The organism is Ureibacillus endophyticus (assembly GCF_003628435.1).
Lineage (GTDB): Bacteria > Bacillota > Bacilli > Bacillales_A > Planococcaceae > Ureibacillus > Ureibacillus endophyticus.
In genome coordinates this window covers 12,699-34,250 of the sequence record NZ_RBZN01000029.1, presented here as the reverse complement: position 1 = coordinate 34,250, position 21,552 = coordinate 12,699, and the positions used below count along the sequence as shown (strand labels likewise).

Annotated in this window: 17 protein-coding genes and 1 other annotated feature; of the genes, 15 read left to right on the top strand and 2 right to left on the bottom strand. The window is 35.1% G+C overall.

Going from position 1 to position 21,552, the window contains the following annotated elements:
- The first annotated feature begins 125 nt into the window (after positions 1–125).
- Entirely contained in the window at positions 126–950 is an 825-nt protein-coding gene (locus D8M03_RS11775) for an MBL fold metallo-hydrolase (protein WP_121214982.1), read from the top strand.
- 72 nt (positions 951–1,022) lie between these two features.
- Entirely contained in the window at positions 1,023–2,315 is a 1,293-nt protein-coding gene (locus tag D8M03_RS11770) for a hypothetical protein (protein WP_121214981.1), read from the top strand.
- 23 nt (positions 2,316–2,338) lie between these two features.
- Here the strand turns inward: D8M03_RS11770 and D8M03_RS11765 are convergent, their stop codons facing one another.
- Positions 2,339–4,330: a methyl-accepting chemotaxis protein gene (locus D8M03_RS11765; protein ID WP_121214980.1), complete on the bottom strand. Its 1,992-nt coding sequence runs from the start codon at positions 4,328–4,330 to the stop codon at positions 2,339–2,341.
- A 184-nt stretch (positions 4,331–4,514) separates the two neighbouring features.
- Positions 4,515–4,726 (top strand) — a binding site (T-box leader).
- A 147-nt stretch (positions 4,727–4,873) separates the two neighbouring features.
- Between D8M03_RS11765 and proS the strand changes: the two genes are divergently transcribed.
- The 4 genes from proS (at position 4,874) to D8M03_RS11745 (ending at position 10,309) form a co-directional block, all read left to right on the top strand.
- Positions 4,874–6,310: a proline--tRNA ligase gene (proS, locus tag D8M03_RS11760; RefSeq protein ID WP_121214979.1), complete on the top strand. Its 1,437-nt coding sequence runs from the start codon at positions 4,874–4,876 to the stop codon at positions 6,308–6,310.
- 113 nt (positions 6,311–6,423) lie between these two features.
- Entirely contained in the window at positions 6,424–8,820 is a 2,397-nt protein-coding gene (locus tag D8M03_RS11755; protein ID WP_121214978.1) for a tetratricopeptide repeat protein, read from the top strand.
- A 13-nt stretch (positions 8,821–8,833) separates the two neighbouring features.
- Positions 8,834–9,307: a peptidoglycan recognition protein family protein gene (locus D8M03_RS11750; RefSeq protein WP_245987560.1), complete on the top strand. Its 474-nt coding sequence runs from the start codon at positions 8,834–8,836 to the stop codon at positions 9,305–9,307.
- Positions 9,308–9,466: 159 nt separating this feature from the next.
- A complete protein-coding gene (locus D8M03_RS11745) occupies positions 9,467–10,309 on the top strand; it encodes a methyl-accepting chemotaxis protein (RefSeq protein ID WP_121214976.1) in 843 nt (280 codons plus the stop codon).
- Positions 10,310–10,435: 126 nt separating this feature from the next.
- On the opposite strand, the gene serC is transcribed toward D8M03_RS11745, so the two are convergent.
- Positions 10,436–11,536 (bottom strand): 3-phosphoserine/phosphohydroxythreonine transaminase, encoded by a 1,101-nt coding sequence (gene serC, locus D8M03_RS11740; protein WP_121214975.1) that lies wholly within the window; start codon positions 11,534–11,536, stop codon positions 10,436–10,438.
- A 283-nt stretch (positions 11,537–11,819) separates the two neighbouring features.
- On the opposite strand from serC, the gene D8M03_RS17735 reads away from it, so the two are divergent.
- The 9 genes from D8M03_RS17735 to D8M03_RS11700 all read left to right on the top strand — a co-directional run bounded on the left by D8M03_RS17735 (position 11,820) and on the right by D8M03_RS11700 (position 21,213).
- Positions 11,820–11,966: a hypothetical protein gene (locus tag D8M03_RS17735; RefSeq protein WP_170148435.1), complete on the top strand. Its 147-nt coding sequence runs from the start codon at positions 11,820–11,822 to the stop codon at positions 11,964–11,966.
- A gap of 11 nt (positions 11,967–11,977) precedes the next feature.
- Positions 11,978–12,745 (top strand): NRDE family protein, encoded by a 768-nt coding sequence (locus tag D8M03_RS11735; protein ID WP_121214974.1) that lies wholly within the window; start codon positions 11,978–11,980, stop codon positions 12,743–12,745.
- A gap of 599 nt (positions 12,746–13,344) precedes the next feature.
- A complete protein-coding gene (locus tag D8M03_RS11730) occupies positions 13,345–14,460 on the top strand; it encodes an S-layer homology domain-containing protein (protein ID WP_121214973.1) in 1,116 nt (371 codons plus the stop codon).
- Positions 14,461–14,599: 139 nt separating this feature from the next.
- Positions 14,600–16,060, top strand: a complete 1,461-nt coding sequence (locus D8M03_RS11725; RefSeq protein WP_121214972.1) for an IS1182 family transposase — start codon at positions 14,600–14,602, stop codon at positions 16,058–16,060.
- A gap of 188 nt (positions 16,061–16,248) precedes the next feature.
- Positions 16,249–16,845 carry a class I SAM-dependent methyltransferase gene (locus D8M03_RS11720; protein WP_121214971.1) on the top strand — a complete coding sequence of 199 codons (597 nt, stop codon included), beginning with the start codon at positions 16,249–16,251 and terminating at the stop codon, positions 16,843–16,845.
- 427 nt (positions 16,846–17,272) lie between these two features.
- Positions 17,273–17,401 carry a YjcZ family sporulation protein gene (locus D8M03_RS11715; protein WP_121214970.1) on the top strand — a complete coding sequence of 43 codons (129 nt, stop codon included), beginning with the start codon at positions 17,273–17,275 and terminating at the stop codon, positions 17,399–17,401.
- A 172-nt stretch (positions 17,402–17,573) separates the two neighbouring features.
- The gene (locus D8M03_RS11710) at positions 17,574–17,684 is read left to right on the top strand and encodes a YjcZ family sporulation protein (RefSeq protein WP_121214969.1); all 111 of its coding nucleotides are present in this window, start codon (positions 17,574–17,576) and stop codon (positions 17,682–17,684) included.
- Positions 17,685–17,821: 137 nt separating this feature from the next.
- Positions 17,822–19,903, top strand: a complete 2,082-nt coding sequence (locus tag D8M03_RS11705) for a DUF2339 domain-containing protein (RefSeq protein WP_121214968.1) — start codon at positions 17,822–17,824, stop codon at positions 19,901–19,903.
- Positions 19,904–20,058: 155 nt separating this feature from the next.
- Positions 20,059–21,213, top strand: a complete 1,155-nt coding sequence (locus tag D8M03_RS11700; protein WP_121214967.1) for a toxic anion resistance protein — start codon at positions 20,059–20,061, stop codon at positions 21,211–21,213.
- Positions 21,214–21,552 lie beyond the last annotated feature (339 nt).

Below are 21,552 nucleotides of genomic sequence, written 5' to 3'. Positions count from 1 at the left end.
ACGATTAACCTTAATAAATGCGTGTATTCGGCAAAAGTGTACATAATTTTCAAGATATTGAAGTTATACATTTTCTATTATTTCGGGTAAAATATTTAAGAATAAGTGGATTGGAGTGAAATATATTGATTCAATATCAAAATAGTAATTTCACAGTTTTCCAAAGTCTTTTATATAAAACAACTTCTACAGTCATTCAAACAAATGATTGTATCATTGTGGTAGATCCGAATCTATTACCCTTTGAAGTTGAAGCAATCCGCGCACATGTAGATAGCATCAGAGACAACCGACCAATCTATGTCATTTTCACCCATTCTGATTGGGATCATGTCATTGGTTATGGAGCTTTCCAAGATGCAACCGTCATTGCAAGTAGTGCTTTTGCACAAAGAGAAGATATAGAAGATATTGTGAAACAAATGAGAAAATTTGATGACCAGTACTACCTTGACCGACCACATCCAATCCTATATCCGTCCGTAGATATTGAGATAAATGAAGATGGGCAGTTTGTTACAATTGGTGATACCTTTTTAACGTTTTATCAAGCAGAAGGGCACACAAACGATGGAATTTACTGCATCATCGAACCATTGGGCATTTGGATTACAGGCGATTATTTGTCAGACATTGAATTTCCTTTTATTTACGATAGTAGCTCAAAATATGAAGCGACTTTACTTAAAACGGATGCCATTTTAAAACGCCATCTGATTGACTATTTAATACCAGGTCATGGTCATATTACAGATATTGTGGAAGAGATAAAGTTTCGTAAAATGGTTTCGTTGACATATATTAAGGAATTACGTGAAGCGATTGAAAAAGGGAAGGATAGTCAAAATCTTCTCCAAGGTTATAACTATTTAAGTGAACTTCAAAGTTGTCACGAACAAAATATTGAACTGATGAAAAAGGAACTGAATGCTCAGATCAAGCAAGACTGATATTTAGACCCGTGTACCCCCTTTACCTTTTCTCGCATAAACTATTAAGGCGACAAAGGGGGTGTATTCATAATGGGGTTATATATTAATAATGAGGAGCACCCAGAAGTGTTTAGAAATTCAAATAAACTTTTTGCACCGAATCAAGCTGAGTTTCGAAGGGATTCAATGGCAGAATTTTTAGAACAGCAATTGAAGTTAAGTGAAGAATTAAAGCAAACTGTTTCTCGTAATCTTAATACACAAGTACAGTGGAATTTACAGCAAACGAGACAGTGGGGACAACTACAACAACAACTCGAACAGCAAGCAATGAATATGTTAAATACTATCGAAAATCAAAATACAACTTTTCAAGAAGTTTGGAATAATGAGCAACAGAATCGACAAAATTTATTTCAAGAAGTAAACGGCATTACGCAAACCCAACAAACCTTATCTCAAGAAGTAACTGCAATTAGTCAATCGCAAGTGAACTTGACGCAAAATGTAGACACTATTAACCAATCCCAACAAAATCTCCTCCAAGAAGTCAATGGCATTACGCAATCCCAACAAAACTTGTTTCAAGAGGTCAATACGATAAGTCAATTGCATAATACTTTGCAAGAAAATGTAGAGACTATTAATCAATCCCAAGAAAATCTACTTCAAGAAGTAACGGGCATTACACAATCCCAACAAGACTTAATCCAAGAAGTAAGTACGATTAATGAATCACAAAATACATTGCAAGAAAATATTGATGCCATGAGCGAATCACAGCAAAATCTGATTCAAGAAGTAACGGGCATTACACAATCCCAACAAGACTTAATGCAAGAAGTCAATACGATTAATCAATCACAAAACAACTTGCAAGAAAATGTAAACATCATTAACCAGTTACAACAAAATCTATTCCGAGAAGTCAATGGCATCAATCAACAATTGGAACAAAGCTTAACCGGAGAAGTCAATGGCATTTCCTTTTCACAGCGAGAAGTGGTGACAAGGGTCGATGTAATTGCGGATGAACAGCATAGTATTGTTGATTTATTACATGAATTTGAAGTGTTGAACAATGCCATGCTAAAACGAATTGAAGAATTGGTAATGAATAATGATGTTATGCAAGGGAAATTAGATAAACAAATCGAAATAAACGAGCAACTGCTAGCAAAGATTGCTCAAATTGAACAATCCCAACAAACCGTTGTTGAGCATGTGGAAAATAACGGAGGGTTAATCGAAAAGATTGTCCGTCAAATGGAATACTTACGTTCCGTTATATTTGAACGTTCCAACTTCTTAGAAGAAAAAATCGGCAAGCTGTTCAATTCTCAAAATGGGAATACAGATGAAGATAAGAAGCCACGGTTGTGAACAACAACACGTGGCTTTCTTGTTTATAATTTAAATTTACTTGCAGCAATGGATAGTTCTGTACTTAAGCTGTTTAGTTCTTCCGATGCAAGGGCAACGGATTGAATAGCATGTAGTTGTTCGTCACTAGATGCACTCACTTCTTCACAAGCAGCGGCACTTGATTGCGCTGTGATGGTCATTTGTTGAATCGTAGCGACAACTCGATCTTTGTATTTAATAATGCCTTCAATTTCGGTTGATACATTTTTAAAGGTTTCTTCCATGTTGTTTACTAATTCCGTTAAATTGCCAAATAGGATACCGGTTTCTTCCACAACGACACCTTGATTTTGGAAAGTCGTTTGCATTTCACTCATTTGTGATGTCACCACTTGGGCTTCTGATTGAAGTTCTTGAATCGTCGTTTTTACTTGTTCCGTTGCGACTTTCGATTGTTCTGCTAATTTACGAACTTCTTCAGCTACTACCGCAAATCCTTTCCCATGTTCTCCCGCACGAGCAGCTTCAATACTCGCATTTAAAGCTAATAAATTCGTTTGAGAGGAGATTTCAGAAATTGTATTCATAACGGAACCAATTGCTTCTACTTTTACTTCTAATGTTTGAACAGCTTGCGCCATATTTAATAAATCTTGTTTTGATAGGTCAAAGGAGTCTAGCAAGTTCTCCATTTTTTCTTCCCCGATAATATTCAATTTACCAGCTTGGATTGTAATATCATGAAGGGCATTGGATTGTTGCTGCATGCCATTAATTCTATCTCCAAGTTTTACAGAGGATTCCATGACGGCATCGGCATTTTCAGATGAACTCGTTGCACCAATAGCAATGTCATTGACAGCCTTTGCCACTTCATTACTTGATGCACTTGTTTCTTCTGCTAATGCACTTAGTTGCTGTGAGCGTTCTTCTACATGGTTAGATGATTCTTGAACAATCGTAAGAATCGATTTCATTTGTTGCACCATGGCATTAAAGTAGTTGGCAAGTTGACCAATTTCATCTTTTGAATTGATATCAATTTGAACGGTTAAATCACCTTGCGCGACCTCTTCCATTAATTCACCGAGATGATGAATCGGTTTTAATGTTCTTGTAATTAAGAAATAAAGAATGACAAAGGTAATGATTAATATTGTAACGGCAATGAGAATTATAACTTGTACCATATCCCGCGCTAACCCTTGTACTTCTTTGACATCATATACAGCTCCCACGTACCAACCAAGGTCAGGAATTTTATTAAAGACGATTACGGATTCTTTTTCATCGATTTCGTCATTGAAATGATTCGTCGTCACCGTATCACTTAACATTTTATTGACATAGTTTAATGATTGTAAGTTTTCCCCGGATTGGGTAGGGTGCACTAAAGCTGTACCTTTCTCATCAACAATCAGTGGATAGCCATTATAACCAAGTTTTGTTGATGAAACCATTTCCGTTAATTGTTCTAATTGAATGTCGACACCAAGTACACCGATTACTTGATTACCATCTTTTACAGTAACAGAACCTGTGATGGCATAATGATTTGATACTGAGTCGATATATGGTTCAGACCAGACGAATTGACCTTCGTTATCAATCGCATTTTTATACCAATCTCGTGATTTAATGTCGATATCGTTTATCCCTTCAAAATGGGGTTCAATGATGGTATAGTCGCCCGTTGAAAAATAAATTCCTGAAGCGGCTTTGTAAATTGATAAGTAGTCTGCTAATCCAGCACGATAGATTCGATCTTGTGCATCGTTGTATGTAGAAGATTTTTTATAAAATTCTATTGTGTCAGGTGAATTTGCTAGTTTTAATAAACTATTTTCATATCCATTTAAGAATGTTGTAATGTTGTTGGATAATCCTGTTACAACCACTTCACTCGATTCAATGACACTTTCTTCAGACTTGGATGAAATTATGTATGAACTAATTGATGAAAGTAATCCTAGTCCAAGCACAATAATGACTAGTACAATGGCAATAATTCTCCATCGTATGGATGTTTTCAAAAATATTCCTCCTTAAATTTTCGATTAAATGCTAAATAGATTATAGGACCATTTAGAGGAATTTCTCTAAATAAAATTAATTTTTAATATTTGGTTAATTTGGAATTTTCAGTCCGAAGTAAGAGTTAGAAAAATTACCACAATCATTGAATTTATTCCGTTTTTTTGATACATTATAAGAAATATGGAATCAATGATGTGACCAAGTAAATAAGAATTGTGACACAGAAAATGTAGCAGTTGCTGAGAGCTATATCACCACTTCTTATTGAAACCTATCACGGAGATGCGAGCAAAAACTTGCCGAGTCGTTATCGTTACTAACGTAGGAGGGTAATATTTTATATTACCGAACTAAGGTGGTACCACGTTTATTCGCACAGAGGCGTCCTTAATATGAGGGCTCTTTGTGCTTTTTATTTGGTTTTTATGTTTATTTTAGGAAAATGAATCCAAATAATAAGAAAGAATATCACGAGGCGAGCTCGAATCTACCGTTTAGAACGGATCCGTCAAGTTGTAATATATTTAGGAGGAAATTGAATGTCTCAACAAACAAATGATTTTTCAAAATGGTACATCGACACAATTCAAAAAGCTGATTTAATGGATTATACACCAGTACGTGGTTGTATCGCCTTTAAACCAGACGGCTATGAGTTATGGGAACACATCCAAGGCGAGATGGACCGTCGTTTTAAAGAAACTGGACACCGTAATGCGTACTTCCCAATGTTAATTCCTGAATCTTTCTTCCAAAAAGAAAAAGATCATATTGAAGGTTTCTCACCAGAACTTCCATGGGTAACAGAAGCAGCAGGGGAGAAATTAGAAGAACGCCTTGCATTACGTCCAACTTCTGAAACAATGATTGGTCATTTGTATTCAGACTGGATTAAAAGTTACCGCGACCTTCCAGTATTAATTAACCAATGGGCAAACGTTTTCCGTTGGGAGAAGAAAACACTTCCATTCATCCGTACGTCTGAGTTTTTATGGCAAGAAGGGCATACAGCTCACGTTGATGAAGAAGATGCACGTAAAGAAACAATGCAAATGTTAAATATATACAAAGAAGTTGTTGAAGGATTCCTTGCAATTCCTGTTTATGATGGTCAAAAAACTCCATCTGAACGTTTCGCTGGTGCGGTTGATACGTATTCAATCGAAGCGATGATGAAAGACGGTAAAGCAGTGCAAGCCGGAACTTCTCACTACTTAGGTACAAAGTTTGCAGAAGCTTTTGATATTAAATATTTAAACAAAGAAAACAAACACGTTCACGTTCATACAACATCTTGGGGAACGTCAACTCGTTTAATCGGTTCTGTTATCATGGTACATGGTGATGAGCAAGGTCTTGTATTACCACCAAAAATCGCACCAACTCAAGTTGTATTAATCCCTGTTGGTCCATGGAAAAAGAACCCAGCAATCATTGAAAAATTAGACGAAATCTTTGCTGCATTAAAAGCAAAAGGCATTCGTGTACGTCTTGATGATTCTGATCAATCACCAGGATACAAATTCAATGAATGGGAATTAAAAGGTGTACCAGTACGCATTGAACTTGGACCACGTGACTTAGAAAACAACCAAGTATTATTAAAATCTCGTGACGAACAAGATAAACAAACAGTAGCACTTGGTGAAGTTGTAGAAGCTATCGAAAAAGAACTTGAAGTGATGCAAACACGTCTTTACGACAAAGCAAAAGCGTTCCGTGATGCAAACTCTCATACACATATCGATTCATTAGCTCAATTACACGAACATTTAGCTACATCTGAACAAAACGGCACAATCCCTGGTTGGGTACTTGCTGGATGGTGTGGAGATGATGCATGTGAATCAAACGTGAAAGAAGAAACAAAATTCACAACACGTAACATTCCATTCAACCCACCAACGAAAAAACATACATGCATTAACTGTGGCAAAGAAGCACAACACACAGTTTGGTTCGGCCGCGCATATTAATTAATGAAACTGCTCTTGATTTCAATCAAGGGCAGTTTTTTATGAAGAAGAAATAAGGAAAATTATGCTATGATAAAACAATAATTCCAATTATTGTATATTTTGGAGGTCGTATGTCTAGTTTAAAAGCAATGTTAGACAAAAAGAAAAAAGCAAGATTTGTCGGAAGAGAATATGAAGTGTCTGAATTTATGCAGGAATTATCCATGCATGACTTTGAAGACCATCGCATCTTTTCTTATTACGGAATTGGTGGTGTAGGGAAGACTGAATTTTCAAAGGAATTACAAAGAAGAATCAACCCGTTGTCAAAGTATCGTTTTACATCGATTAATTTTGAAATTAAGAAGCATCGCACAATGGAAGAAGCTCTAATTTTCATGAGACAAGAGCTAGGGAAAAAATATAAAATGCCATTTACGCTTTTTGATATCGCCTATGTCATCTATTTGAAAAATATCGATCCTAAAACGGTTATTAATGAAAAATCGATTCCATTTATCGAGGAAAGTTCGATTATTATGGAAATCATTTCTGCAACTTCAGGGGTTACGATGATTTCGATTCCAAAAATTATTGAACTTGTATACCGTAGAATGGACAAACTATTAAATGCGTCCCGAAGAGAGATGATTGAAGATTTTAAGAATATGGATAACATAGAACTATTCGAACTGTTGCCATATATTTTTGCTGAAGATATTCGTGCTTATATTGAAAAACATCACAGTCATTTTATCTTTTTCTTAGACGCGTATGAGGCTTTATGGGAAGAAAAAAGAGAGCATTATGATGTGGATCATTGGATTCGTATTCTTGTTGAAGCAATGCCCTATTCTGTTTGGGTTATTACAGGGCGCGAACCCCTTGATTGGATTCAATATGAAGATGAATGGAAAGATCGAATTATTCCAATTCCATTAGATAACTTAAGTGATACAGAGACATTTCATTTATGTTCCTCACTGGGTGTAGGGGATTCTGAAATTCAACATGTTATTTATGAAAACTCTGGTGGACATCCATTTAGTATTACGTTAGCAATTGATTTATATAAACAAATCAAAGATTCCGGTCGAAAACCAGAAGTGAGTGACTTTATTGATCAAAAAACACCACAAAAATTAGTGAAGCGATTATTGTTATATATAACAAACTCTGAAAAACAATTATTAGAATACTTAGCTTTAGCAAATACATGGAATATCTCATTGTTTCATGCAGTCGTTTCGAATTTTAGAATTTTTATGAATGAAGAAAACCATCAGAATATCACACAATTTTCTTTCATTCGTGAAATAGGTGAAAATCAATGGGAGATGCACCAACTTATGCGTAAATGTTTAAAACATACGCAATCTGAAGAAAAACTGTCTAAAGGACATAATTTCTTACATATGTATTATAAGAATCAATTACATAAAGATTTAATTTATTCTGACCCTAATTATGCTAGTTCTATATTACATGAAGCGTTCTATCACGGTTATCAATTAGTTGGAATGAAAGAATTTAATAAAAAAGAATTTATTGATTGGTTCAGTAAATTAGATGAAAAATTCTTAAATAGTGGAAAAAACTATTTAACTTTGCCAATGCTTGAAACGTTAATTGATGATTTGGAGAAGTCTAATGATGAAATTAAATTGGAGTACTTATCGATTTTAATTTATGATTTAGCCTATATTCATATGTGGGAATTGCTTAACTATGATGAAGCTGAACGTTTGTTCAAAGAAGCACTACAATTACGATTAAATTACTACGGTGAAAACCATTTATATACTGCGAAATCTTATTATGGTCTAGCCACTTTATATCATCGACAAGGTAAGAAGGACCGTTCAGAAGAGTTATACATTAAATCTCTGGATATCCGAGAAAGACTTTGCGGGGAAGGGGATAATATAGCAGTTGCATTATCTGCAAATGGATTGGCAAAACTATATCAAGATAACGGTGATTATGAAAAAGCAGAAGAGCTTTATAAACGATCATTAGAAATTCGTTTAAGTCAAGTAAACATGAATTATGAAAAGATTGTTCTAGCGAAAAATAATCTAATCAGCTGTTATCAAGAGATGGGGAAATATGAGTTAGCAACAGAGTTAATTGATGAAGTGTTAACCATTATAAAAGAGCATCTATCTTCACAAAAGTTAGAATGGCATAAAGCACAAACATATTTAGCGATTTTAACAGCTAAAGATAAACATTTTGAGAAGGCAATTAGTATTTTAGATGAAGTAGAGGAATATTATAAAAATTATTACGGCGAAACCCATATAAGAGTTGGGGATATTTTGCATAATAAAGCACTGATTTATGCATTGAGAAATGAAACCATTCTTGCAATTGACTTTATGGAAAAAGCGATAGAGATTAAATCGAGAATTAACGGTTTGAATAAAGCCTTTGATAAACGAATTGGTTTTAAGAAATCTACAATAATGCTAGAATATATAAAACTTAAGAAATTGGCGTATGAAGACTGCAAATTTGACTTTTAGGTGTGAATTAAATTTGAAAATTGTGAAGAAAAATTTTTATTTTATTGAACCATTAGAAGATTTAGATGAAGTACAGAAAATCATTGTTCATCACACATCTCGAAAACAAATGAATGCTGAAGAATGTCATGAATTTCATCAAAAAGTTCGTGGGTGGAGTGGTATTGGCTATAATTTCTTTATAGAAAAAGATGGGACAATCGTTGAAGGACGAGGGTTTCACGTAGGGGCTCATGCATATGGGCATAATCGAAATTCAATCGGGATTTGTTTAACAGGAGATTTTGATATTGAACTTCCAACATCATCGCAATTTTCCTCGTTCCTTCAATTATGTCATCACATTATGAGATTGTATAATTTGGAGCCGCACCAAGTAATCGGTCATCGTGAACTTGATGGAGTAACGAAAAGTTGCCCTGGATTATTATTCAATGTTAATCAAATGCGTGATGATATAAAAGGTTATATCCATTCCTCAATATAGGTCTATAAGTGTCTCTTCATTAGAGGAGGCACTTTTTTGTGGAGAAGAAAGGGGAAATTTTTCAAAAAATATTACCAAAATGAGAGTTTCTGGAAACGATATTGGTGTTATAATATTAGCGAATAGGTTGTTCAGGTTGATTTGAGAGGGGAATTTTTAATGAGTTTAGAGACAAAAACAGAAGTACATGAAACATTACAATGGTTCGTAAAACAAGCACCAACAATTAAACAACTGTTTACAGAAGATGTCGACATTTCCATTACAGATGGCGAAACAGTAATTGAACAACTATTATCGAAAGAAATTGCCGTTCAAAGTTCAAAAGGTAGAAAACTTGAGAGTCACGAACCAATTATGGAGGTCATTCGTACAAATAAAGTAAAAACTGTAAACGTTCCTGCAGAATTATACGGTGATCCGTTTCAAGCAATGATAGTACCAATTCACGGAGATCGCGGGGAAGTAATCGGGGCAATTGCGGTTAGTAAAAGTACAAAAAATCAATCAAAATTATTGCAGGTTGCGGAGCACTTTGCAGCTTCTTCTGAAGAGATATCGGCTTCTACTGAACAATTAGCGGAATCCGCTAGTGAATTTAGTACATATATCAAACATTTAACAGAAGCCCAAAGTGAAATGAGCATGCAAGTTGAGAATACAACGAAAATATTAGAAATGATTAACTCTGTTGCAAAAAATACGAGAATCTTAGGTTTCAACGCAGGTATTGAAGCTGCTCGTTCAGGTGAATACGGAAGAGGATTTAGTGTTGTTGCAAAAGAGATTACAAAATTAGCAGACCAAAGTGCAGATTCTGTTAACGAAATTCGCAATTTACTCGACCAATTAAAAGTGAAAGTAAGTCAAGTTGCGACAATCGTTAAAGAAACATTAGAAATTGCGGACAATCAAACTTCAAGTATTAATGAAATTTCGCAAACGATTCAGCATTTAACGGACTTTGCAGAAGAAATTGAAGATATGGCTAAAAAATTATAAAACTATGAGAAGAGAAATCTTGGGTGGGATTTCTCTTCTTTTTTATTACATTGCTACGTAAATTGATGGTGAGCTAACGAATCGAAATAAAACACCTTGCCTCAAAAGAGACAAGGTGTTTTCATTTTACTTTTGGTTATTTTTTTGGAATTCAACCATGAAGTTTGCAAGTGCTTGACAAGCTTCGAATGGTACTGCGTTGTAAGTAGATGCACGGCAACCACCAACTGAACGGTGACCGTTTAGTCCAACGAATCCAGCTTCTTTTGCTTCAGCAAGGAATTTTTTCTCTAACTCTTCATCAGTAACTCGGAATGTGATGTTCATTAATGAACGAGATTCAGGTGTTGCATGACCGTAATAGAAGCCGTTACTGTTATCGATAGCATCGTAAATTACTTTTGCTTTTTCTTCGTTTTGTTTTTCGATAGCTTCTAATCCGCCTTTATTTTCAACCCATTTTAAAACTTCACCTAACATATAAATACCAAACGTTGGAGGAGTGTTGTATAAAGAGTTTGCATCAGCATGTGTTGTATATTTTAACATTGTCGGAATGTTAGTGTTCGCTTTTTCAAGTAAGTCTTTACGGATAATGACTACAGTCACACCAGATGGACCTAGGTTCTTTTGTGCACCAGCATAGATAATACCGAATTTACTTACATCCACTGGTCTAGATAAAATATCACTAGACATATCGGCAACTAATGTCACCTCACCTGTAGTAGGGAATTCTTTCCATTGTGTACCGTAAATTGTGTTGTTTGAAGTGATGTGTACATATGCATCAGTATCGTTAAATTTGATTTCTTCAAGAGAAGGAATATTACGATAGTTATTTTCTTTTGTTGAAGCAGCTTGAGCAGTTTGTCCAAAAAGTTTAGCTTCTTTTAAAGCTTTTTCAGACCAAGAACCAGTTAACACGTAGCTAGCAGTTGTTTCTGGTGTTAAGAAGTTCATTGGAATCATTGTGAATTGAAGACTAGCTCCACCTTGTAGGAACAATACTTCATAGTTATCTGGAATCGAAAATAAAGCTTTTAAGCGAGCAACTGCATCGTTATGTACAGCTTCATAATCTTTACTACGGTGGCTCATTTCCATTAAAGCCATACCAGTATTATTAAAATTCACTAATTCTTGTTGTGCCTTTTCTAAAACTTCTAATGGTAAAGCAGATGGACCTGCATTAAAGTTATAGGCACGTTTTGTTGTTGTACTCAAATCGAACACTCCTTGAAGATGTAATATAGATTGATTATATACCCTTTTCTACCATTTCGCTCGAAAAAATTTAAAAAATGATGAATTATTTGATATTTCGATTTTATTTTTACTTTTTTCGGGAGAAATTGATACAATTTTAGATAATAAGAATCTATTATCACGAATGATTAAAACTATTATAACTCAATTGTTCGTATTTTGGTTTCATTTTTTTAAGTGGATAGTAAATTTTTAATGGTTGTTCGTTTTTTAAAGAAAAATGAAATTGGGGGTAACTTATTTGGATATGATCATAGCGTTTATTTTTTATGTAATTCCCGCACTATTTATAATCTGGTTTATGGTAAGTATTGTTTCAGCACAGAGGGAACGGAATGCCATTTTGCGAGAAATCGTAGAAAAATTAGATGCTAAAAATAATGACTAAGGGGAATGTTTATGTGTTTAATTAACGTTCATTACAATCTACATCCAAAATATCCATTCATACTTGTAGCTAATCGTGATGAAGCCTATTCACGTCCAACAAAAGCCGCGCATTTTTGGGATGATCAACCGTCTATATTAGCTGGGCGTGATTTATTGCAAATGGGGACATGGCTAGGAATCGCAAAAAATGGGCGATTTGCAGCGGTGACAAATTTCCGCGATCCAAAAGAAGGGGCAAAACCGAAATCGAGGGGAGAAATCGTCACGAACTTTTTAACAGGTAGTGAGGATATAGGTGCGTTTATTGAAAATCTAAGAGCAAATCGATCATTATATGGTGGATATAATGTATTGCTTTGGGACGGAGGGGAATTTGTTCACTATAATAATCGCTTAGATGAAGTGAATACGATCCAACCGGGCACTCATAGCCTGAGTAATTGCTCGTTAAATACACCTTGGTCGAAAGTGGAGAAAGCTAAGTCGAAGTTGGAAGAGCACGCTTCGCAAAACAATGATATTAATGTTGAAGATTTATTTGCGATTGTGGCAGATTCTGAAATCGCAGAAGACCACCTGTTACCGGATACAGGGGTGGGACTAGAACTGGAACGTCGACTTTCTGCGATGTTTATCAAAATGCCGAACTATGGAACAAGGAATTCGACTGTTGTATTAGTGGATAATGAAAATAAAGTCACGTTTGTTGAGCGAACATTTCGTGATGGGGAATTTCAATTTGATACGAGATTTGAATTTGTGATTGAGGGGGAGTAGAGTGGGGATTTTCGTGAACGTTCGTTTGGCTAATTACTGATGAATACGAAAATTTGATGTGAACTGGTTCAATATAGTTTTCATAGATTTCGTGAATGAGTAAATGAAATGGGAAATATTACAAAATCGTTTTCATTAGAGTGTTGAATACGAAAATCAATGATGAATAGGTGTAAAATGGTATTCATAAAGCTCATGAAGACGAAAATCAATGGAGAATAGATTCAAAATGGTATTCATAAGGCTCATGAAGACGAATATCAATGAAGAATAGGTTCAAATTGGTATTCATAAAGCTCATGAAGACGATGAATACGAAAATCAGTGAAGAATAGGTTAAAAATGGTATTCATAAGGCTTATGAAGACGAAAATCAGTGAAGAATAGGTTAAAAATGGTATTCATAAAGCTCATGAAGACGAAAATCAGTAGAAAATAGCGTTAAAACGGTATTCATCGAATAAATAAAAGCGAAGTTCTAAGCTAATTTTTCTTCTAGCAAACTCCCATACTTTCCATATTTTTTGTTATATTCATTTATCTATATTTCGAGTAAGATTCTCGAGTAAGATAAATTATATGGAAAGGTGTTAAACCATTTGAAATTAGTACGTATTTTATTCATTCTAATACTTTCGTTCGGAATTTTTTCCGTCTCTCCTGCGTTTGCCGCAGACAAATCCATCGACCAATATTTTATGGAAGATGTTTATGAAGATCATGAGGCTTACAACCAACTTGAACGCTTTTTGTATACTGATATTATTGAAGGTTATGAGGAAACAGAAGTTTATGAAGAAGATGGAGAAATCTATGAATATACTTCGATTCTTGTAAAGCCTGGTAATACGATTACGCGTGCGCAATTTACAAAAATTTTAGTAAACGCCATGAATTTAAAACCCGGTGACATTACAAAATCATTCCCAGACGTAAAATCAAGCGATTGGTATTATGATTATGTACAAACTGCCACTAGCAATGGAATTATTATTGGTAAACCTGATGGAAAATTTAAACCAAATGAGAAAATTACCCGTGCTCAAATGGCTTCAATGATCTACCGTGCTTTTGAACCAACCGTTGATTTCTCGGCACCAATGAAAACGTTCAAAGATGTAACAACGAAAAACTCTGCACATGAAGCAATTGCCAAAGCTGCAGGAGTTGGCATCATAAAAGGGTATGGTACAGAATTTAAGCCAAATGATTTTGCGAAGCGTTCACAAGCTGTATTAATGATTGACCGTGCATTGCATTTAGAACTTGGTACAGCTGAAGACGAATCAGTCGTTACGCATGTTGTGAACCGTAATATTACGGAAGAGTTTTTATTAACGGATCAACAAGATATTAATGGGTTAAAAACGTTATATCGTGAAACAACAATGGGTTATTATCTAGCACTTTCACTTGATACGCTGACACTACAAGAAGATTCTGAGGAATTTGAAGGTACTATTACAGCAAAACAAGTAGGTGAACATACAAGCACAGTGACTACACTCAATAAACGTTTTGCTGAAGTGAAAATCGATAATCTAAAAGTTCAAGTTGTGATGACGGCACCAGATATGAATTTTGACATGACAGTTGATATGTCAGGAACAGCATACTTAAAGAAAACTGCAGATGGTACGTGGAAAATCTATAACATTGTTTATGATGAAGATTATGAGGACGTACTAAGCGCAGCAGTATTGGAAAATGAGTAATTCAACAATCCCTACAAAAACGGAGGGCACTGAAAAAGTCCAATATTTAAATTAGGCAGTTGAAAGTTTGAGATTATCAAACTTTCAACTGCCTTTTTCCTTTATAATTAGAATATCAAATGTATGTAGGTGATTCCCAATGATTTCAAACCAAGAAACGCTCAATTTAAGTCCTTACATGGCGATTTATGATATCGTCGTGCCAAAAAATAACATGCTTCGTCAGATAAAGGAACTGGTCGATTTCACCTTTATTCTAGAGGAATTAAAAACAAAATACTGTTTAGATAATGGACGAAATGCGATTCCGCCTATTCGGATGTTTAAGTATTTATTATTAAAGGCAATTTATGATGTATCGGACGTTGATTTAGTAGAGCGTTCTAAATATGATATGTCCTTTAAATATTTCTTAGATATGGCACCAGAAGATGACGTCATCGATCCAAGCTCACTGACAAAATTCCGTCGTCTGCGTCTAAAAGATGTCAATCTATTAGATATGTTAATCGGGAAAACCGTTGAAATCGCACTGGAAAAGAACGTTATTAAAAGTAATGCCATCATTGTGGACGCTACACATACAAAAGCTCGTTACAATCAAAAGTCACCAAAAGAATTTTTACAAGAGAAATCCAAAAATGTCCGGAAAGCCATCTATAAAATTGATGAATCAATGAAAGATAAATTTCCTGCAAAAAATACGACGAACGAAGTAAAAGATGAAGTGACCTACTGTAAAAAACTAATTGAAGTGATCGAAAAGGAACCAAAAGTTGTACAAGTACCCGCTATCAAAGAACGATTAAATCTGTTAAAAGAAGTGGTCGAGGATTATCAAACTCAACTTTCTTATTCATCTGATGAGGATGCACGAAAAGGTCATAAAACAGCTGACTCCTCTTTCTTTGGCTATAAAACACATATCGCGTTAAGTGATGAGCGAATTATTACAGCTGCAGTGATTACAACAGGTGAAAAAAGTGATGGGAAGTACTTACAGGAATTGATAGAAAAAAGTAAACAAGCAGGTATGGAAGTGGACACGGTAATTGGAGATACAGCTTATTCAGAGAAAGCGAATATTGAATACACAAAAGAAGAAAAAATTGCCCTTGTTTCAAAATTAAATCCCGCTATATCAGAAGGCAATCGAAAAGAAGAAGACAAATTTGAATATAATAAGGATGCCGGGCGATTTGTCTGTAAAGCCGGGCATTTAGCGATACGAAAAGCACGAACTGGTAAAAAGGGACAAAGTACAAATCAAGTAGAGACACACTATTTTGATATTGAAAAATGCAAGGTGTGTCCATTACGTGATGGATGTTACAAAGAAGGTGCGAAAAGTAAAACCTATTCAGTGAGTTTAAAATCCGAAACGCACGCAGAACAACTGGCTTTTCAACAAACGGATGAATTTATCCAGTTAGCGAAAGAACGTTATAAAGTGGAAGCGAAAAATAGTGAGTTAAAAAATGGACACGGGTACGATACGGCATCGTCAGCGGGTCTATTTGGCATGGAGATTCAAGGAGCGACAACGATATTCGCAGTAAACCTCAAGCGAATATTAAAGTTAATGAACGAAAAAGAGTAAGAAATACACAAGGAAAGAAGGCACTTTCTGTTCAAAATCGAACAGAAAGTGCCTTCTTTTGTATTTTGAAAACCAATACGCTATTAAAAACGTAAGTTTTTCAGCGCCCTCCAAAAACGTGGGGATTTTTTAGTATCCTTTATACTTTGTGTGGTACCATTTCTTTATTAAATAATTGGGGGATGAGTATGGAACAGAACGTTTTTGAAGAAATGGCAAAACGATATGACACAAAAGATAGAATCGCTTTAGCGAATGTGATTGCAGAGGAAGTTAGAGCGGAATTACAAAATTGCGGGTCCAAATCTTTCATCGATTATGGAAGTGGTACAGGTCTTGTTAGTTTACAAATATCAGATCTGGTTGAATCAGTATTGTTAGTTGATTCATCAAAACAAATGCTAGATGTGGCTCAAGGGAAAATTTCGCGCAGGGGAATATCCAATGCAAAGGTGCTTTATTCAGATTTTACGCAAGAAACACCGGAATTAAAGGCAGATATTATATTAATGTCCCTCGTCCTACTGCACATTCCTAATACGAAAATCATTTTACAACAATTGTTTAACATCCTAAATGAGGGTGGACAGCTCATCATAGTGGATTTTGATAAGAATGAAAAAATAAACCATCCCAAAGTGCACAATGGATTTGCCCATGATGAACTGAAAAGTATCTTAGCAGAGGTTGGATTTCATTCAATTCAAATAAAGACATTTTTCCATGGTCAAAACATTTTTATGAACCAAGATGCATCTATGTTTATCTCTACTAGTAAAAAATGAAACATAAACCTAAATTTTTCGTATATGTATTGAGGTGGATCAGATGAATGGTACAAAGAATGAAAAGAAGACTTCAAATAACCTTATAATCTATGGGTTTTTAGGTGCTTCAATTGGTGCCGTCATTGGCTTAGTTGCCTATGTGAAAGATTGGTTGTAGTAAGGAACTGAATAGAAAAGAGGAACCTACTTTTTACAAAGTACGGTTCTTTTTATTTTTTCAAAAAGCAAATTCAAAAATAAACATTTGTCATACGTCAAAAATGAGCATTTGCATTTATTAGTAACAGGAGGTAGTTATTAAGGAAGAAACGAAAGCACTCATTATTCGAAATAATAAACTTTACAAAAACTAAACTTTTGTCCCCTACCCCCTTCAGAAAGAATCATAAATTAACAATGTATTCAAAGAGAGGAGGTTTTATGTATGGGTTACTGTGGAAATGACTATGGATATGGTCAAGGGAATGGTTTTGCTTTACTAGTAGTACTATTCATTCTTTTAATTATCATTGGTGCTTACTATAACTTCAATGGTGGCGGAAAATACTGTTAATGTTTAAAAGGGGCATCCATTTCGGGGAAACTCGGAATGGATGCATTTAAATTTTATGAGAAGTCTTCATAGAATTTTCTGTCATGTGGTAAGAAAAACTAAGTCATTTGTCCCTGTTCTTTATAGTGAAAAAACATAAATTGTAATATCTCGTATAAAGGGGGAGTAAATCATGTATTGTAATTCACATGGTGGCTATTCTAAAGGACACAACACTGATTTTGTATTAATTGTCGTATTATTCATTCTACTAATTATCGTTGGTGCACATTACTTTAAGTAATATTTAAAAAATGCCTCGGAAGTAGTGATACTTCCGGGGCATTTTGTATTTAAATAGCTTTTTAGTACTACATTATATTTGGCAAAATTAAAATAAAATAGTAATAGGTACAAATAAAAGAAAAAGGGGTTTCGATAATGGATCAAGAAACCGAAAAGCGAATAGCCCGTTTAGAGGAAGAAGTACGTGCGCTTCGTTTTGAACTGAATGAGCTAAAGCAGAACAAACAGGTCATCGAAAATGGTACGAGTGAAAACCATTTAGTAAAACTGAATAAGGCTGCTGCTCAAGAACGGGGGGATAAGCAGGAATCACCCAAAACCATTTTAAAACCAGTAGTACAAGAGAAACCTGAAACGCCTCCGAAAAAGTCTCGTAGTTTTGAGGAAATGGTTGTTTGGGCATTACCAAAAATCTTTATGCTCATACTTGTCCTAGGTGTTTTATGGGGATTAAAGCTTATAAGTGATTATGGATTATTCTCCAATACTATTAAAATTATTTTGGCATACTTCCTTTCCATTGGATTAATCATAACAGCTACATTAATGGAAAAAAGGAAACAGGATAGCTCACAGGTGTTGACCGTTGTGTTATACGGTGGATCGTTTATGATTGGAATTCTGACGACAGCTGCAGGGGCCATCTTGTATGAAGTAATTGGGTTATATGTTGCGTTATTCATAGCGATACTTTATATTGCATACGGAATTATCATATCTTACTTCAAGAAAAATGAAGTGTTATCAGTGTTTATTATTTTCACTTCATTATTGCTACCTTATTTACTGGAGTACATGGAATTTAATAATGTCATAATTCTTTTATACGTATTACTCTTATTTGGTGCAATGCAATGGGTATTTATCAAACATCGTCAAAGAGTGGCGCTATATGTGGCCTATTTCTTTTCCATCATTGCACTACAAATCATTTATAGTTTGAATGAACAAGGGGAAGTTTACTATTTTATTAGTTATGTCATCTTAAATGCGGTATTACTTGCGGTTTGGTTGAAGATTTTTGAAGCGGGTAAATTCAGAGCCTTACATGAAGGAATGTTGTTTAGTTTAAGTGGGCTGACACTTTTATTGATTCACTTTATTCCAGAGGATTCTTTTATTGCATTTATTGTATTAGCCATTATTTATGGTAGTTTCGCGTTTTACATCAATAAGCGGGGAGAAAAACGTATTGTCGATGTGGTTGGAACACTGGCTTTATTGGCATTTTTCAACATGTTACTTGCGTTAGAGCTATCACCGGAACTAGGTAATATCCTCTTACCACTATCTACGTTTATAGGAATTATGTTAGCGGTGCGACTCGGTGCTATGCTAATGAAAATTACGTATAGTCTATTATTTATGATATTGATTCTAGGACATATTCTAATTAATGATGTAGAACCATTTTGGAGTGTCGAACATTTAAATTATCTATTAATCTTGATTTATTTAGTTGTAATATTTGCTTATATAAAAGGGAAGTCAATTGGGAAAAGTGCTATCACTTTTGTTGATGATTTCTACCCAATAATTATCGTACTATATTTCTTTATTTATATTGTGAAATTCGATGGTACTTATTTTTCAGAATATGGGTTCCCGTATTTTTCATGTTTAGTATTAGTCATTGTGATGCTTGGATCGTTTTTCCTTCCAGAACGAATCGTTGGACGGATTTTACGATACGTTCTCATTGTTACGTTTGGAATCGTTACGTTAAATCTTCTTCCAACCCATTATGTTGATGGGATGGAGATGTGGTTGAATCTAATCGTTCGAATCGTTTATGCGTGTGTCATTATCGGTATTCTGTCAGATGTTTATGAGGAAGGCTATTTATATAACAAGTGGATACGAGGATTAAAAATTAATATTGATGGGTTACTAATGCTTGGAATCCTTGGCACCATGTTTGTGATTTATGGTGTGTTGAACCAGCTCATTTACGACGGATATATTGATTACATCGCTATTGTTGCAACGAAAACGATTTTATTGTTTGTTACGGCAACGATCTCACTTTGGATGAGTACAAAGCGTAAATTAAAAATTGTTCGCGTGTTTGGGTATACCATACTTGGCGTTGCAATTTGTAAATTAATCTTTATCGATTTAGGAAATTTAAGTTTGTTAGTACGGGCATTACTGTTTATCGCAGTTGGCGGAATTGGATTATTGTTATCGAATCAATTGTTAAAATCGAAAAAATAAATTTTTTGGAAGCCGCTGATTAGTTTGCGGCTTTTTATTTTTTGACTGAAACTTTTTTACTGTTTAATTCGTATGTTTTTATATAGACCGAATGTGTGAATTATGTATAAGATGAAGATAACAATATTTAGAAATAGAATGAACGGAGGATTTTCATGTCTGATATAAAAAATCCATTATTCGATGATTTAGATGCAAAAAAAACTGAACCAATGAGTACAACATTAGAACCAGTTCCTCAACCTGTACAACTTGTATCCCAAGAGGAAATGTCACAAATAAAAAAACGTCAATTAATGTTAAAAGAAGAGCCACAAGTACAAGCGTTGGCAGAAAAAATTGACCATAAAAATCAAATTGCTGTTCTGGAATTTGGGAAGGAAACTGCAACTGCGATATCCAAGTTTTCAGATCGCATGTTGGCTTCCATTAAGTCTAGTAAGCTGGAAAAATCGAGTGAACTGATTAACCATTTGAATAAAATTATGGACCGCTTTGACCCACAAGATTTCAAAGAAGAGAAAAAGGGCGGCTTTTTGAAAAAGTTGTTCAATAAAGGGAAAGAGCAACTGGAACGGATTTTATCCAAATACGACACGATGAATAAAGAAGTAGATGTGATCTATAACGAAATCACAAAATATGAGTTGGAAATGAAGAAAAATACAATGGAATTAGAGCAAATGTATGAGCAAAACTTAAACTATTTCCAAAGTTTAAGTGAGCATGTGGCTGCCATTGAAGTAAAGTTAGATCAACTGCGACCTCAAATTCCTATTTTAGATCAAAGAGCGAATGAAGGCGATCAAGAGGCGATTATGGAGCTAGAATCGTTGAACCGTACAATCGAGTTGTTAGAACAACGCCGCTATGATTTAGAAATGGCTCAACAAGTTTCGTTCCAAGCAGCCCCACAAATTCGTATGATTCAACAAGGGAACAACCATTTAATTGGGAAGATTAATTCTGCCTTTGTGACAACGATTCCGATTTTCAAACAAGGGCTAATCCATGCGGTGACAATTCAACGCCAAAAATTAGTGGCAGATTCAATGAATGAACTAGATAAACGGACGAATGAAATGCTCATTCGTAATGCGGAAAATATCCGTCAAAACAGCGTAAACATTGCACGCTCAGCTGGAAACCCGAGCATAAAAATTGAAACAATAGAAAAAACATGGCAAACCATCATGTCTGGAATTCAAGAAACAAAACAAATCCAAGTCGAAACCATCCGCAACCGTGAAGAAGGAAGAAAACGTATTGAAGCATTGCAGTTAGAATACGAAAAACTAAAACGAGTTTAATAAGAAAAGCGGAGCGCGTTCGTTCAGCCGTGAAAGAAACTGGCCGAGAAAAACGCCACATCACGTGGCATTGTCGGCACTTGTACATCCTTGTACTGCGGAGACTTCCGACAAGCGTGTTTACACGCGTAGGAGGAAGTTGAAGTGACCGAAAGAGCTAGCGTTCGCAGCTAGACAAAAGAAAAGCGGAGCGCGTTCGTTCAGCTCCGACAACAACTGGAAGAATCGGCAAAAGGGCGCTTTATGCCCTTGAAGACGATTCTGAAGTTGACGAGGAGCTAACGCGCGGAGCTAGACAAAAGAAAAGCGGAGCGCGTTCGTTTAGCTCCGACAACAACT